The following is a 14,483-nucleotide window of genomic DNA, read 5'->3' as shown; positions in this document are numbered from 1 at the left end:
CATCCGCTTGCTGATAGTCTGGAGTCCGTGAAACCCGTCACGAACAGCGACAAGTCGCCGCGACCTGGGCGGATACGGGCCGACGCGGCACGTAACCTGCAGCGGATACTCACCGCCGCGGCCGAGATGTACGCCGAGCGCGGGCTCGAGGTCAACCTCAACCAGGTCGCCGAGCACGCCGGTGTCGGCGTCGGCACCGTATACCGGCGCTATACCAACAAGCGGGAGCTGATCGCCGACGTCTACGAACAGGACATCCGGCGGCTCGTGGAAAAGGCGGAATCGGCACTCCAGCATCAAGATCCGTGGATCGGTCTGGTCGAGTTCTTCGAGTACTCGTGCGGCAACATCGCCACCAACCGCGGACTGGGCGAAGTCATCCGGGCCGGGGACGACTACAGCTCCATCACGGCCGCACTGCGCGAGCGGGTCGAGCCCGCCGTCGACCGGGTGATCGACCGCGCCCGCGCCGCAGGAGTGCTGCGTCCCGGCGTCGAACCTGTCGACTTCTTCATCCTGATCAACATCGTCGACACGGTTGTCGATCTCACCCGCTCGGCCGACCCGACCGCCTGGCACCGATACTTCGAGATCATGCTCGACGGCCTGCGCGCCGATGCCCGCCCACAGCACCGCCTCACCACTCCAGCACTGACCCCCGACCAGATCCGCAACACCAAGTTCGCGGGCTCCGGGTAAAGGCTGCACTCGCACCACATTCGGTTGTACGAATGGCTCGCTACGGCGACGGTGTCGGCTCGACCCGACGGGCGACCAGTTGCTGGATTTTCAAGACGCCGCCAAGGTCTCCGAGTTCGAGTTCGATGTGAATGTTCGGGTCTGCGTGAGCGGCCAGAGCGCGCAGCGCCGAGGGGCTGTAAGCGCGAAGTTGGCTGATCCATGCGTCGTGGGCGATAGGGATGACGGTGCCCAGGACAGCCGCGGCGGGGGTGAGCACGGCCAGCAACGGTGCCGGCAGCCGTCTCAGGTCGACGATGAACAGTGTTTTTGCGGCGCGGGTGCCTTCGGCGATCATCGCGGCGGCTTGGCGCGGTGGAAGGTGGTGAAATGCCATGACGAAGATGGCGAGGTCGTAGTGCTGGTCGGGCGCATCGATGGCGAGAGCGTCCATGACACGGACAGTGGCGCGAGGGTGTGCGCCGAGGTCACCGGCGGCCATATCGGCCACCGAGATCGGTTCGATATCGGTGACGGTGAGATGGGCGTGCGGATGGAGCTCGAGCAGTCTGCGCGACAGACCGCCGTGCGCGGCGCCCAATTCCAGGATCCGCGGTTCGGCGATGTCGGCGACCTGAGCCAACGCCAGCCTCTCGTATAGGTCGTCGAGCCCGTCCCTGTTACTCAGTTTGTGCAGTGAGCGCACGACTGCTCTTTTCTTGGACGCCAGGTGCGGGTCGTCGCGGTCCAGATATTCCAGGCGGGCGGTTTGGAGTTTGCGGTCCAGCCAGCCGGCGTCGAAACCGGCGCGCGGCATCGAGTCGATCGAGTCGGCACAACTTGCGTTGGGGTGGGTTGTCATGGGGTTCCTTGTCTTCGAGTGCGGATATCGGTTGGTCGATCGGCAGTCGTCAGAGCGCGAGGACCGGTTCGCCGTCGGTAGCAGTGGGGATCTTGTGGGGCATCAAGACCGCGACGATGACCGCGCCCACGGCAAGGAATCCCGCCGCCCACCAGAAGGTGGTGATGTAGCTTTCGACCTGCGACTGCGCCACCGCCGTCGCGGTCGACACCCGCCCGGCCAGATAGTTGCTCGCGGTACTCGCCGCGAAAGTGGACAACAGCGCGGTGCCGATCGAGCCACCGATCTGCTGCGAGGTGTTGACCATCGCCGACGCGACACCCGCATCGTCACGGTCGATTCCCGCGGTCGCGGCCTGGAACGAGACCGTCATCACCGCACCCAACCCGAAACCGATCAACACCAACCCCGGCAGAACGTGGATGGTGTAGCTGGTGTGCAGTCCGATCTGGGTCAGCGACACCAACCCGACCGCGCCGATCAACAGCCCGCCAGCGACGCTGACCTTGGCACCGATCCTCGGGAACACCGACGACCCGACCGTCGCCGAGACCACCAACGCCACCACCAACGGCAGGATCGCCACACCGGTATGCAACGGCGAATAACCCAGGATCTGCTCGAGGTAATAGGTGAGGAACAAGAAGATGGCGAACAACCCGATGGACAAGAAGAACACCGCGAGGTACGCGCTTCCGCGGGTGCGGTCGAGCACCACCCGCAGCGGTAGCAGCGGATTCTTGCCCCGGGTCTGCAAGACCACGAACGCGGCCAGCAACACCACGCCGGCGGCCAGGAGTGCGAGGGTGATGGTGTTTGACCAGCCGTCGGTCTCGGCATGCGCGAACCCGTACACGACGCTGAACAATCCGGCGGTCGCGGTCACCGTGCCACTCAGGTCGAGGCCGACTTTGCGGTCGGCGGTGTGGCGGCCCAGCAGCACGGCGGCGCCTACCAGTGCGATCGCGGCGAACACGATGTTGATGTACAGCGCCCAACGCCACGACGCCCATTCGGTCAGCGCCCCGCCCAGCAGCAGACCGATCGCGGCGCCCGCACCGGCGATCGCACCGTAGACGCCGAACGCCTTGGTCCGTTCCGGGCGACCCGCGAAAGTAACCGTCAGCAACGACAACGCCGCCGGCGCCAACAACGCACCGAACACACCCTGCGCCACCCGAGCACCGATCAACTGCTCACCACTGGACGCAGCCCCACCCACCGCCGAGGCCAACGCGAAACCAACAAGCCCGATCATGAACACCGCACGGCGACCGAACATGTCACTCAACCGCCCACCCAGCAACAACAGACTGCCGAACGCCAAGGTGTACCCGGTCACCACCCACTGGCGATCCGCAGTCCCGAACCCCAGATCCTGCTGCGCATACGGCAACGCGATATTCACGACCGTCGCATCGAGCACCACCATCAGCTGCGCGATACACAACGTCGCGAGCACCCACCAATGCTTACTACTCGAGGCCTGGGAACTGCCCGGATCGACGAAGTCGATATCCGCCTGCTTCTCGACAGTGCTGGTCATGGTCACCTCACAGGAGTTAGGTAAGCGGATATAGATTATCCACTTATCGAACGGTAGCACTCAAGCGGATATTGTTCATCCACTTACTGAGTTGCAAAGTATGTGCAGCCCGTCACAAACAGCCACAAGCCGCCGCGACCTGGGCGGATGCAGCCGACGCGGCACGCAATCGGCAGTGGCACTCGCCGCAGCGACCAAATCCGCGACGCCCCAGTCGCCGACTCCGGTAGGCCGAGCCTTCCCGCCTGCGGGCCGAGACGAACATCCGCCCGGTGCGGGCGTGTCACGGGAAGGCCGCGCACACCCTCTACAGTGCCGGGTTGCGCATTTCGGGTCGCAGCAGTCGCAGCAGCCTTTGCATCACAAGGATCACCCGATTGCCAACCAGTTGCTGCTCGTCAAAATTCTTCTGGTTATCAGCGTGTCGCCACCCCGAAACAGCCCAGCTTCTATCGACCTGTACTGATGCTGACACGCGGTCGGCCCGCTGGGCGCATCGATGTGCCGCGTTTGTTGAGAGCTCGGTTGATGCTGCTCGCAGGAAAGCCGGTGAGCCTACTGCAGGCGACCAAGGAGTGCCCTTCGAGGTAGAGCTGCTCGGCACGGTCGATGTCGGCTTCAGTCAAGGACTGGTAGCGGCGCGCAATTCCCTGCCTGGTCAGCAGCGCGAGGACCGCCGTCTTGGATACGCGATACCGGTCGGCAAGTTCTGCGGTAGAGGACCCGTCGCAGTACGCCTGGACCAACTCCTCGACCATGACCTGTGGCAGCCGACGTTCGAGCCGCTGAGGGACCCGGCGGTTCGACTTGGCTCGCGATGGCCGCTTGCGTCGGCGAGGGACCGCTGGAGCACCCTCCACCTCGATCCGGGCACGCGCCGTCTCGAGTTTTCGCAGGTCAGCACGGTTTGAATAACGTCCCGTTAGGTCCACCGTTCCACTCGTAGGTGAGCTGTGCTCATGGAGCACATTCGCCTTGCTCGTTTCACTCGACAGACCGAAGCCGCGCTAGCCCCCTCGCGGATACTCCAGGTCAACTGTCCCAACATCCGCTGATGACCGCTTACGGCGCTGATCGGCCACGGCCTGACACAGGACCTGACATGTCACCTGACATCGGCTTCAGGGTTCAGGTACACCACGAGATCGCGGGGCAGGCCGTGGGTGTCGTGTAGGTAGTGGTAGTCGTCGTCGGTCAAGGGGCCGGTGAAACGGCTGTGGGACAAGACCTTTCGTCCACGCTGGAGCAGCCGATCGAATTTGCGTTCCTCATCGAGCAGGATGGTGCGCACCTGGTGGGGGTGAACAGATTGGCGGAAGTGCCCGAGGGTGTGTTCCACCAGCTCGATCGGCAGGTCGGACAGGGTGCGGGTCGGATCGTCGCGCCACAGCGTGGTCAGGGTGCGGCGGATCAAACGGCGCAGTACATGACCGCGACCGGAGGGGGATGGCGTGACCCGGTCGCCGAGGACGACGATGCTGGATCGCAGATGGTCCGACAGCAGTCGCGGCGACGGTTGGTCCAGCGGGCCCCAGATGCGGGGCAGGGTGCTCAGCCAGGGCTGGAAAACGTCGATCTCGAAGACGGACTGGGTGTTCTGCAGGATTCGCACCAGCCGTTCCAGGCCCAGGCCAGTGTCGATGCCGGGCCGGCGCAGTGGTTCGAGGCTGCTGTCGGGATGCCGGAGGTATCGCATCATGACGTGATTCCACACCTCCACCCAGCGGTCATCGGATGTCGGTGTGCCCTGGGGCATTTCGTCTCCCGTCCAGACGAAGATCTCGGAATCCGGTCCGCAGAGTCCGGTCGGGCCGTTGGACCACCAGTTCTCGTCAGTGGTCGGTTCGACCGGTAAGCCCAGCTCATCCCACGTGCGCCACGAATCGTGGTCAGGCTCGACCTGATCGTCACCGCCGAACACCGTGACGTATATCCGGCCGGGGTCGATGCCGAAGCCGTCGCGCAGCAGTTCAAATCCCCAACGCAAGCTCTGCGGGCCGCCGTAGTCGCCCAGTGACCAGGACCCGAGCATTTCGAACACGGTGAGGTGTGTGTCGTCGCCGACCTCCTCGAGATCGGTGGTGCGCAGGCATCGTTGCAGGCTGGTCAGCCGCTGGCCCAGCGGGTGGGGTCGGCCCATCAGATAAGGGGTCAACGGATGCATCCCGGAGGTGGTGAACAGCACCGGATCCCCCGGCGAGGGAATGAGCGATCCGCCCGGCGTGAGTTCGTGCCCGCGTTCGCGGAAGAAGTCGAGGAAAGTTTGAACGGTCTGGTCTGTCGTGATCACGGTGGTTGCTCCATCGAGGTGAAATCGACCGGAAGCGACCGCACATGGCAAGTCCGGCAACAAGACCGACGCACACCAGCGGACCGTTTCCGGTCGCCGGCATGGGAGAAAGAGGTCAGGCGGGCGCGACCGGCGAGCTGAGAGCTCGTGCGGCCGCGGCAGCGATTCGTGAATTGACCTTCATGGCTGCACGGTAGCAACCAGGCCGTGCGGAGCACGACCGATTATCGGCCGGTGGAGTGATCCGGCATCCGCTTCACCGGACTGGTCTCGGCCGGGCACGGCCGACTTCAGGTTCCTGGCTTATCCGCGCTATGCCGCGACCCGCGCGGTCCGAAGCGGCCAGCGCGGGCCTGGTGACAGCGTTGACCGGCAGAGGCGAGCGATCATGCGTCGTAGGCGCGCTGCGCCTGCTCGATCTCGTCGCTGTGTGCCAGCGTCCACTCGTAGAGCTGCGTGAACGGCACACGAAATGACTGTCCCAGTGGCGTCAGCGAATACTCCACGCCGATCGGTGAGGTCTCCAACACTCGCCGCGCCACCATGCCGTTGCGTTCCAGACGCCGCAGCGTTTGCGTCAGCACTCGCTGTGTCACGCCCTCGAGTTGGCGCTTGATCTCGTTGAACCGGGTGGGTTGCTCGAGGACCGTCAGCGCCATCATCGACCACTTGTCCGCGACCTGATCGAGGATCGGCCGAGTCGGGCAGTCGACGTGAAAACGTGGCTCCGGAGGGCTGTCAGTCGTAGGCATGGTGGTGTCCTCGAGGATCCTTAGTGCGCGCAAAGTGCGTTCTTGACGGTAGTCGGCGAGTGCACGACGGTAAGTATTCATCGCAAACCTACATGCCTATCGACAACCAAAAGGAATGGATACGATGAATCTTCCCGGCTACACCACCCTCCGCGTCAGCATCAGCGCCGGCGTCGCACAGGTCGTACTCGACAACCCGCCGGTGAACGCGCTCAGCGCGACGATGATGGTCGAGCTGCATGATCTGCTGGGGTTGCTGCGGGAGGAGACCTCGGTGCGGGTCATCGTCTTCTCCAGCGCCAACGACGAGTTCTTCCTCGCCCACGTCGACATGCACATTTTCGAGCACATGGATCAGTTGCAGGAGGTCGCGGCGAAGTTCCCGGACGTCAACGTGCATCAGGGGATCGGGGAGTTGCTTCGCCACCAGCCTCAGGTGAGCATCGTCAAGCTCGCTGGCCTGGCCCGCGCGGGTGGTGCGGAGTTCGTGATCGCGGCGGATATGGCTTTCGCGGCGAAGGAGACATCCGGGATCGGTCAGACCGAGGCGCTGCTGGGAATCATCCCCGGTGGTGGCGGCACCCAGTACTTGGGTGAGCGCGTCGGGCGCAACCGCGCGCTCGAACTGGTCCTTTCCGGCGACCTGCTCGACGCCGATACAGCCGCCGCGTACGGCTGGATCAACCGCGCTGTCCCTGCCGCTGACCTCGACACCTTCGTCGACACTCTCGCCGCGAACATCGCGGCCGTTGGCCCTGAGATCATCGCGCAAGCAAAGCGCGTTCTCCCGCCGTCGGACCTGATTGCCGGACTACGCGAAGAGCATGACGCCTGGTCCGCCCTGGTCAGCGGTGAGTCATCGGCAAAACTCATGGCGAGCGCACTCGCGAACGGGATACAGACCCCGCAAGCAGAACGCGACGTAGAAAGCTTCCTGCGCAACGTCGCCGCCACTCTGTAGACCAAGCGCAACCAACCCAGTCGTAACCACAGCGCCGATCCCCCGACGCCCACCATTGGCTCAGAGCCGCGTTCCGACCGGTTCGGCCTGAACCCCTGGCCACACTCAACGCAAGATCTGTAGCCGGGAGCGCCCGCTGCTCCCAGTGTCTCCGAACCCCTTTCGGCGGCGGCATGTCATGTCGCGGGCCGGGACTCCCCCGCCGCGCCTGACCCGCCGGGGCCGGTCCTCCGGCTTGACTTGGAGTGCACTCCAAGTCCTAGTGTCGGAGGCGTTCGTCAGCCCTTCGAGGTACCGCCCGGTCCGCCGGGCATGAGGAGTATCCGCGCATGATCACTCGAACCACGCTCGGCTCGCCCGGTCTCACCGTCAGCGCGATGGGCCTGGGGTGCATGGGGATGAGCGAAAGCTACGGCGCCGCCGACTGGGACGGCGGCCTGGCCACCATCGGCCGGGCCCTTGAGCTGGGCATCACGTTCCTGGACACCGCCGACGCCTACGGCACCGGGCACAACGAGGTGCTGGTTGGCCGGGCCATCCACGGCCGCCGGGACCAGGTGCAGCTCGCCACCAAGTTCGGCATCGATCGCAGCGCCGGAGACCGGGCACGCCGCATCCGCGGTGCCCGGGACTACGTGCTGCGCGCCTGCGACGCCTCGCTGCTGCGGCTGGGTGTCGAGGTGATCGACCTGTACTACGCCCACCGCCCGCCCCAGGACGTGGAGATCGAGGAGACCGTCGGGGCGATGGCCGAGCTGGTCGAGGCGGGCAAGGTCCGTCATCTCGGCCTGTCCGAGGTCGACGGCGAGCTGCTGCGCCGGGCGCACGCGGTGCACCCGATCACCGCGGTGCAGAGCGAGTACTCGCTGTGGACCCGCGACGTCGAGGCGGTCACCCCGGTAATGGCCGAGCTGGGGGTCGGGTTGGTGCCGTACTCGCCGCTGGGGCGGGGGTTCCTGACCGGCACCCTGGACCGATCCACGCTGGGCGAGAAGGACTTCCGGAGCACCAACCCCCGCTTCGCCGGCGCGGCGGGCGAAGCCAACGAGAAGATCGCGCAGACCGTGCGCGAGGTGGCCGACCGGCTGGGTGCCACCCCGGCCCAGGTGGCGCTGGCCTGGGTGTACGCCCAGGCCGAGCGGCTCGGGGTGGCGGTGGCGACCATTCCGGGCACCCGCAACCCGGCCCGGCTGGAGCAGAACGCGGCCGCGCTGGAGCTCACCCTGGACGCCGAGGCGCTGGCCGTGCTGGACCCGCTGAGCCACCAGGTGATGGGCGAGCGTTACACCCCCGCGCACACCGCTGAGGTCGCTCGGGGTTAGCCGATGGGCTCGAGCGCACGACGTCCAGCTCGATGACGTCGCGCCCACCGGTGCGGATCGAGATCCCGGCACGATCGCCCGCCACCTCACCGGACACGAAGAGCTGGGGGAAGCCGAACGTCACGCCCTGCGCCGCGGCCGCGAAGTCCGCCGCGGCCAGGGCTATAGCCTGTAGGTCACCGCGCTGTCCGGCGCGAGGCATCGAAAGATCAATCTGTTCCGGTCTTACGGTTCGATACTCGGCGATTCACGTATCGAGACATCCTGTATGGCAAGGCATCTCGGGCACAGCGAATATCGCACGTTCAAATACTGCGCGTCAGCCACTCGAGCGCGAACAACAACACCGATGATCACGTGCCGAGGATCGGCGACTGCCTTATAGCCGCTGGGCGCGCGGTTAGCGTTTGAGATCGACTGCGGCACAGAACATCCGCGATTGCCGCATGGCGCGATGGTGGCGAGCGCCGTAACTGTCACTAAGGCGTTGCCGGACAGGAGTTTCCGGTGGACGGGGCATTGTTTCTCTCAGGGATCGGCAGCTTGGTTGTCATCGATCTCGGCGTTCGAAGTGCGATCAGTGATCGCGTCCGCGGAACGTGGCGCGGTAGGCACTGGGTGAGACGCCCAGTTCGGTGTGCAGGTGCAACCGCATCGAGGCAGTGGAGCCGAACCCGGCGGCAGTGGCGACTTCGTCGACGGGCAAGCTGCTTCGCTCGAGCAGGGTGCAGGCCCGTTCAACGCGCTGGCGGGTGAGCCATTGACCCGGTGAGATGCCGATCTCCTCGCGGAAGCGGCGGGTGAACGTGCGCGTGCTTGTCGATTCTTGGGCTGCCCGAGGTCGCCTTCCCTTGGATCCCGGACGACGCAGAACGCACGGAGGAGTAGTCCGTTGCGTCATTCATGCGGACAAGCATCCGGTAACCAGCCGCATACCGCGCATTGGCCACCCGTCCAAACTGGTTGGCTGACAGCACTTCCCAACGCGCGCGCATGCCGATTATGTGATGGTCCTGCGTCACGCGAAACGCCAGGCGCGTGTTGGGCGACTCGGCCGCTACCGCGCGGCTGGGGGTAGGAGCCGGCCGCTGAGGACGGGACGATTGTTGAGGTCATCCAGTGGCAGCCCGACACCGAGGTTCTCTGCCAGCCTGTAGAACATTCCGAGGACCCCCAAGGGGCCGTCTCCCAAGGGGTCGTATTCGTCTTCTTCGAGTCGGGCGCCGAGCGCCTGCATCTCGGTGTCGAAGCGGTGCGGGTCACTGCCGGTCCGGTTTGCTGAGGCGAGGCCGGTGGTGGTGTAGAGGCCAGTGATGAGGCGGCCGTCCTCGGCGTACCAGAACACCTCACCCGGTTTCTCGTTGGCGTGCAGCACCAACGCCGCGGTTCCGATCGAGGCGCGCAGCACCAGGCCGCGGTCTTCGACGCATTTCCAGCTACCGTGCTCCCACGCCCAAGCCCAGCTTCCGTAATGCCCTGCGCTGACCACATATCCACCGTCTGAGTCGAGAAGGTCGCCCAGCTCGTCGTGGAAGTCATCCGGCCCGCGCACCGCCACCGTGCTTTGGTCGACGCCCATCCGCTCCAATAGCTCCCGGGCGCTGATCTGACGAGCGAAGGTGAGGCAGAGCAGCGGCAGATTCCTGTCGTACATCCACCCAAGGCCACCGGTCATGGTGTTCACGACGCCCCCGATTCGTTGATCGCGATCAAGGTCGGGAAACACAGTCCATGATCATGAAACCAGGCGTCGTCATCAGCTGAAGCAATCACAACGGCTGACACTGCCATGAGCCACCGACACCCATGGCCGGGCAGACAAGCCGATTCCACATGCCGAGCTGTTGCGGGACTCGATGGAAGTCCAACGTCCGGAAATCAGCGTCAAACCTTGTGTATCGCACTCATCCATGCTGATTTCAGTCAGGACGAGTGAGCGATAATGCCGGTGGGCGCGCGTTGGTCATCCATCCAAATCGGTTGCTAGACAAGGGCTTTCCAACGCACGCACATGCCGACGAGCGAGTGATCCGGACCTATGGCAACTGGATGCTGATCGGTTGAACTGAGCTGCGGCGATAAGAGTGCGGAGGCAGCGTGGATAGGGTGGTGCCGGAACGAGAAGTGATCGAACCCGGATATGTAAGCGGCGAAAGGTGGCGGTCATGACGTGGGAGCTGCCGGAATCGGTGGAGGTCGACGGGGGCGCGGTGCGCTGGGCCAAGCTCGGAAACGGCGAGCGGGCGATAGTGCTGGTCCACGGCACGCCCTACTCCTCATTCCTGTGGCGGGAGATCGCTCCCGCCTTGGCCGAGCGGTACACCGTCTACGTGTTCGACCAGCTCGGCTACGGCTATTCCGAGCAGGCCGAGGGCCAGGACCTGACACTGGCCGCGCAGGCCCGCCGGTTCGCCGGGTTGCTGCGCTACTGGGAACTCGACACCGCCGAGTCGGCCCCGGCCGTGGTGGCCAACGATATCGGCGGTGCGGTGGTGTTGCGTGCGCTGCTGCTAGAGGGCGCCCGCTTCCGCGATCTGACCCTGTTCGACTGTGTCAGCGGCGGCCCTTGGGAGCGGGGGTTGTTCGCGCTGATGCGTAACCACCACGAGGTGTTCGAGCAGCTGCCCGGATACGCCCATGAGGCCCTGGTTTCCGCGCATCTGCGCAACGCGACCCACGCCGGGTTCCGGCCCGGGGTACTGGAGACCTTCCTGCAACCCTGGCTCGGTCCATCGGGGCAGGCCGCCTACTACCGCCAATACCGACAGCTGGCCCAAGCCGACACCGAACCGTTCGAGGCGCTGCTCTCGGGAATCGACATTCCGGTCCAGTTGCTGTGGGGTCGGCAAGACAAGATCCTGCCCCCGGAGTACGGCCACTGGCTGCACGAGCACCTCCCGCAGGCACCGCTGTATTGGATCGAGGATGCCGGACACCTGCTACAAGAAGACGCTCCCGCCCGTCTGCTCGCCCACCTTCTCCCCTGACCTGTGCACCCGCGGCCTGCCTCCACGTGCTGACCGTTCCCGTGCACGTTCTCGGTCACACCCTGGATACTGTTCCCCGAACATGCTCATGGCTGCTGTCCGGGCTCGCCTTTCCCGTCGTTGCTGGTCGGTGAGCATGCGTGTGTAAACAACGCTCGACAGGCGCCGTTTGAGCGCCCGCATCGCTTCCATCGAGGTCTTGCCCTCGGCTTTGCGCCGGTCGTAGTAGGTGCGCCCGGCGCTGGGATTGCGCAGTGAGTGATGGCCATGGTGTGTAAGACGCGGTTGATTTTCCGGTTTCCGGAGCGGGAGAGCCGATGTCGTTGCTGTTGACCGGAGGAAGCGTCTAGGGGTGCGGTGCCGTTCCAGGATGCGAACCGGTTGCGGTCTCGGAATCGGTGCAGGTCACCGACATCGGCGAGCAGGCGGGCCGCGCCGGCGGGTCCGATCCCGTTCAGATCGGTCAGAGTGGAACCACGCTCGGTGACGAGCTCACGCAGTTCTTTGTTCGCGGCCTTGATCTTGCGGTCGATGGTTTCCAGTTCGCCGATTAACTCCACGGTCAGACGGCGCCGGACGTTGCCCGCGGGATCGCGGGGTTTGACGGTGGCGACCAGCTTGCGTGCTTGGGTTGCCGAGAGGAACTTCTTGGCCCTACCAGGCAGCAATTCCAGCAGCAACCGGTGCAGCCGGTTGACGGTGTCGGTGCGGGCGCGCCCGAGTTCATCGCGGCGATCAGCCAGCATGCCCAACGCGATCAACTGCGAATCAGCGTGCACCTGGCGCAGATTCGGTGACCGAAGCGCAGCCAACGCCACCGAATGCGCATCGACGGGGTCGGTTTTGCGGCCGTTGCCGGTCGCGAAGACTCGAATCTGCGCCGAGAGTTTCGCCGGCACGTCGATAACGGTCTCGCCGTCGTGGACCAGGCGGTGCGCGATATGTCGGCCGATGCCGTTGCAGCCCTCGATCGCCCACACTCGGTCTGGGTATCGCTGTGCAGTGGTGAGCATTTCGCTGTATCCGGCGTTGTCGGTGCCGTATCAGCCCGTGGCCAACACCGTGCCGGTGGGGTCGATGATTTCGATCGTGGCTGAGCGTTTGTGCGGGTCCATTCCGATGATGTCCTTCACCAGTGGCGTCCTTCCCAATCCGCGGATGGTGTCCGTGCGGGAAGGCACCGCTACTTCGAGCTGTGGGCAAACCCCTACTTAGCCATTCCCGGCACGGTGACCGGTGAGACGCAAGCCATGTGAGAGCCACACCAATGACGCAGGTGGGCAGCCGATTTGGGAGCTTCTCACCGGGCACCTGGACTCGATCCTGGCCGGGATCAAGTCCTACCACCAGTGTTAAGTAGCCGAAGTGCGTGCGTTGTAGCGCGCCCCATCCATGGTCGGCCTGGTTCCGAATAGGCTTTTGGACCGGTCCTGGTCTTTCGGTGTGACCGGTCCACTTCGGTTTCGTCGCTATCACAGGAGGCTGGAATGGGTGATCGTATGGTGGGGATCGGCTTGGCGTTGGTGGTGACTGCGGCGGTGCTGAGCGCCGGGATGAGCTGGGCGATCACCAGCCCCACACGTGCACGACTCTGTTGGTAAAGCATGTCGCCGCGCGCCTGGTTCACTGTCCGCCGGGCTATCATCCCAACCCGCACAACCCCAAGCAGTGCATACCGCCGACCCCACCGGATCCAATCCTCGTCAAAGATTCCAACTACGAAGGGATGCAAAATTGACCTTTCCTAAAGCAATATGCAGCGCGACAATTGGCGCGTTCGCATTAATTGCACTCATGCCAGCGACCGCTCACGCTGCAGATAAACCATTCACAAAGATAGATAAAGTGACATTCTCATCGAAAGACACGATAAGTGTCGATGTTACATATATGCGCGCCCCTCCAGAGGAGGGTCAGGAGCGCACCGTAGACGCTGACGTCCGTCAACGTTCGAAGGAGGCAGGCGGAGTCACTGCAAAGTCCGCGACCTGCGACAACAAAGAGAAAAAGATCACGCTCACGGTAAAGAGCGCAAGTAATAGCTTCGAAAAAGGCGGCAAAGTCGAAGTTAACACCGGGATTTACACATCAGTGGACGGTGAACCCTTTACCAACCCCGACCGCGGCACCGCCTCTAAGGGCGAGTACAAAACTTAGCCAGACTTCTCGAAATGGTGCCGCGCGGTTTCGGGTGGCGGGTTCAAAGTGAATCGTCGACCGCATAGCAACGGACGACAGTCGGCCGCTGACCATCGAACCGTCCCCGAGCAAGACCTTGAGGTATTGGCCCTGACCGAGCGTGTCAGGTTCGCGTGCGGCCTCGTTTACACAGTCAGGCAAGGTCGACACACCTGTCAATGATCTGCTGATCGTGTACACAACTGGCTGCCGCGGTCGGCACAGCTGAGTGCCGACCGCGAGTCAAGGACATCCGCTCTATGCTGCGGAGCGCGCGTTGGTCGGTCGCCTAGATCCGTTGGTAGACAAGGGTTCCCAACGCACGCAAATAGCCGATGTGCGCACGTTCGATCGACCCTGATCAAGCGGTCGGCCGAACGCTCAGTGAACGTCCGGATCTGCCGATGTGCGAGCGTTCGGCCGACCGTGTCGATTACCTCGGAGGTAACGACATTCGCTGCGCAACCAGCTTGACCGGCTGCGCCAGGCGACGTTGAGCCCGGGGTCAGTGGGAATCGGCGGTGGCGACCACTCCGCGCACCGTCTGCAAGTAGTCGGCGATCGAGTCCCGGTTGCGGGTCAGGCAGTCGATGCGCTGGGTCAGGTTTTTGTGCTCGCGTTCCAGGACGGAGAGCATCTCAGGAGTCGGATCGTCGAAGTAGATGCTGCGGGGCTTATCCAGGCAGGGCAGGATCTGGCCGATGATCCGGGTCGGCAGCCCAGCGTCGAGTAGTCCCTTGATCTGCAGCACGCGGTCGACATGACCTTCCTCGTACTCACGGTAGCCATTGAAGGAACGCCCGGGCGTGATCAGCTGCTGTTCCTCGTAGTAGCGAAGCAGCCGCCGGGAGATGCCGGTGCGCGCTGCCAGCTCTCCGATTCTCATGCGATCGAGCCTACGACGCCG

Annotated in this window: 12 protein-coding genes and 1 pseudogene; 5 read left to right on the top strand and 8 right to left on the bottom strand. The window is 64.2% G+C overall.

Annotated elements, in window-relative coordinates; translation table 11 throughout:
- Positions 1–27: 27 nt before the first annotated feature.
- Positions 28–699: a TetR/AcrR family transcriptional regulator gene (locus OG203_RS38430; RefSeq protein ID WP_405162109.1), complete on the top strand. Its 672-nt coding sequence runs from the start codon at positions 28–30 to the stop codon at positions 697–699.
- 40 nt (positions 700–739) lie between these two features.
- On the opposite strand, the gene OG203_RS38425 is transcribed toward OG203_RS38430, so the two are convergent.
- The 4 genes from OG203_RS38425 to OG203_RS38410 form a co-directional block, all read right to left on the bottom strand.
- Positions 740–1,540 (bottom strand): class I SAM-dependent methyltransferase, encoded by an 801-nt coding sequence (locus tag OG203_RS38425; RefSeq protein ID WP_405162108.1) that lies wholly within the window; start codon positions 1,538–1,540, stop codon positions 740–742.
- Between the two features lie 49 nt (positions 1,541–1,589).
- Entirely contained in the window at positions 1,590–3,086 is a 1,497-nt protein-coding gene (locus tag OG203_RS38420) for an MFS transporter (protein ID WP_405162107.1), read from the bottom strand.
- Between the two features lie 1,105 nt (positions 3,087–4,191).
- Complete coding sequence (locus OG203_RS38415; RefSeq protein ID WP_405162106.1) at positions 4,192–5,376, bottom strand: alanine--tRNA ligase-related protein; 1,185 nt, start codon at positions 5,374–5,376, stop codon at positions 4,192–4,194.
- Positions 5,377–5,762: 386 nt separating this feature from the next.
- The gene (locus tag OG203_RS38410) at positions 5,763–6,128 is read right to left on the bottom strand and encodes a winged helix-turn-helix transcriptional regulator (protein WP_405162105.1); all 366 of its coding nucleotides are present in this window, start codon (positions 6,126–6,128) and stop codon (positions 5,763–5,765) included.
- 124 nt (positions 6,129–6,252) lie between these two features.
- Between OG203_RS38410 and OG203_RS38405 the strand changes: the two genes are divergently transcribed.
- Positions 6,253–7,089 carry an enoyl-CoA hydratase/isomerase family protein gene (locus tag OG203_RS38405; protein ID WP_405162104.1) on the top strand — a complete coding sequence of 279 codons (837 nt, stop codon included), beginning with the start codon at positions 6,253–6,255 and terminating at the stop codon, positions 7,087–7,089.
- A gap of 329 nt (positions 7,090–7,418) precedes the next feature.
- A complete protein-coding gene (locus OG203_RS38400) occupies positions 7,419–8,411 on the top strand; it encodes an aldo/keto reductase (protein ID WP_405162103.1) in 993 nt (330 codons plus the stop codon).
- Between the two features lie 577 nt (positions 8,412–8,988).
- Here the strand turns inward: OG203_RS38400 and OG203_RS38395 are convergent.
- Both OG203_RS38395 and OG203_RS38390 read right to left on the bottom strand, forming a co-directional pair.
- Positions 8,989–9,312 (bottom strand): helix-turn-helix domain-containing protein, encoded by a 324-nt coding sequence (locus OG203_RS38395; protein WP_405162102.1) that lies wholly within the window; start codon positions 9,310–9,312, stop codon positions 8,989–8,991.
- Positions 9,313–9,468: 156 nt separating this feature from the next.
- Positions 9,469–10,065: a DUF6461 domain-containing protein gene (locus OG203_RS38390; RefSeq protein WP_405162101.1), complete on the bottom strand. Its 597-nt coding sequence runs from the start codon at positions 10,063–10,065 to the stop codon at positions 9,469–9,471.
- 511 nt (positions 10,066–10,576) lie between these two features.
- On the opposite strand from OG203_RS38390, the gene OG203_RS38385 reads away from it, so the two are divergent.
- Positions 10,577–11,398, top strand: a complete 822-nt coding sequence (locus tag OG203_RS38385; protein ID WP_405162100.1) for an alpha/beta fold hydrolase — start codon at positions 10,577–10,579, stop codon at positions 11,396–11,398.
- A gap of 86 nt (positions 11,399–11,484) precedes the next feature.
- On the opposite strand, the pseudogene OG203_RS38380 reads toward OG203_RS38385, so the two are convergent.
- Positions 11,485–12,423: pseudogene (locus OG203_RS38380) on the bottom strand (transposase); the annotation flags it as partial.
- Between the two features lie 709 nt (positions 12,424–13,132).
- Here OG203_RS38380 and OG203_RS38375 point away from each other — a divergent pair.
- The gene (locus tag OG203_RS38375) at positions 13,133–13,555 is read left to right on the top strand and encodes a hypothetical protein (protein ID WP_405162099.1); all 423 of its coding nucleotides are present in this window, start codon (positions 13,133–13,135) and stop codon (positions 13,553–13,555) included.
- Positions 13,556–14,081: 526 nt separating this feature from the next.
- Here the strand turns inward: OG203_RS38375 and OG203_RS38370 are convergent.
- The gene (locus tag OG203_RS38370; RefSeq protein WP_405162098.1) at positions 14,082–14,462 is read right to left on the bottom strand and encodes a MerR family transcriptional regulator; all 381 of its coding nucleotides are present in this window, start codon (positions 14,460–14,462) and stop codon (positions 14,082–14,084) included.
- Positions 14,463–14,483 lie beyond the last annotated feature (21 nt).

The sequence above is a fragment of the Nocardia sp. NBC_01499 genome, from assembly GCF_045040275.1.
In the GTDB taxonomy this organism is placed as follows: Bacteria; Actinomycetota; Actinomycetes; order Mycobacteriales; family Mycobacteriaceae; genus Nocardia.
This window is presented reverse-complemented; position numbering and strand designations above follow the sequence as displayed.

Excerpts from the sequence above, each read along its gene's own strand:
- OG203_RS38425 (WP_405162108.1), bottom strand. The coding sequence starts at position 1,540 with ATGACAACCCACCCCAACGCAAGTTGTGCCGACTCGATCGACTCGATG.
- OG203_RS38420 (WP_405162107.1), bottom strand. The coding sequence starts at position 3,086 with ATGACCAGCACTGTCGAGAAGCAGGCGGATATCGACTTCGTCGATCCG.
- OG203_RS38410 (WP_405162105.1), bottom strand. The coding sequence starts at position 6,128 with ATGCCTACGACTGACAGCCCTCCGGAGCCACGTTTTCACGTCGACTGC.
- OG203_RS38405 (WP_405162104.1), top strand. The coding sequence starts at position 6,253 with ATGAATCTTCCCGGCTACACCACCCTCCGCGTCAGCATCAGCGCCGGC.
- OG203_RS38400 (WP_405162103.1), top strand. The coding sequence starts at position 7,419 with ATGATCACTCGAACCACGCTCGGCTCGCCCGGTCTCACCGTCAGCGCG.
- OG203_RS38395 (WP_405162102.1), bottom strand. The coding sequence starts at position 9,312 with ATGACGCAACGGACTACTCCTCCGTGCGTTCTGCGTCGTCCGGGATCC.
- OG203_RS38390 (WP_405162101.1), bottom strand. The coding sequence starts at position 10,065 with ATGTACGACAGGAATCTGCCGCTGCTCTGCCTCACCTTCGCTCGTCAG.
- OG203_RS38385 (WP_405162100.1), top strand. The coding sequence starts at position 10,577 with ATGACGTGGGAGCTGCCGGAATCGGTGGAGGTCGACGGGGGCGCGGTG.
- OG203_RS38370 (WP_405162098.1), bottom strand. The coding sequence starts at position 14,462 with ATGAGAATCGGAGAGCTGGCAGCGCGCACCGGCATCTCCCGGCGGCTG.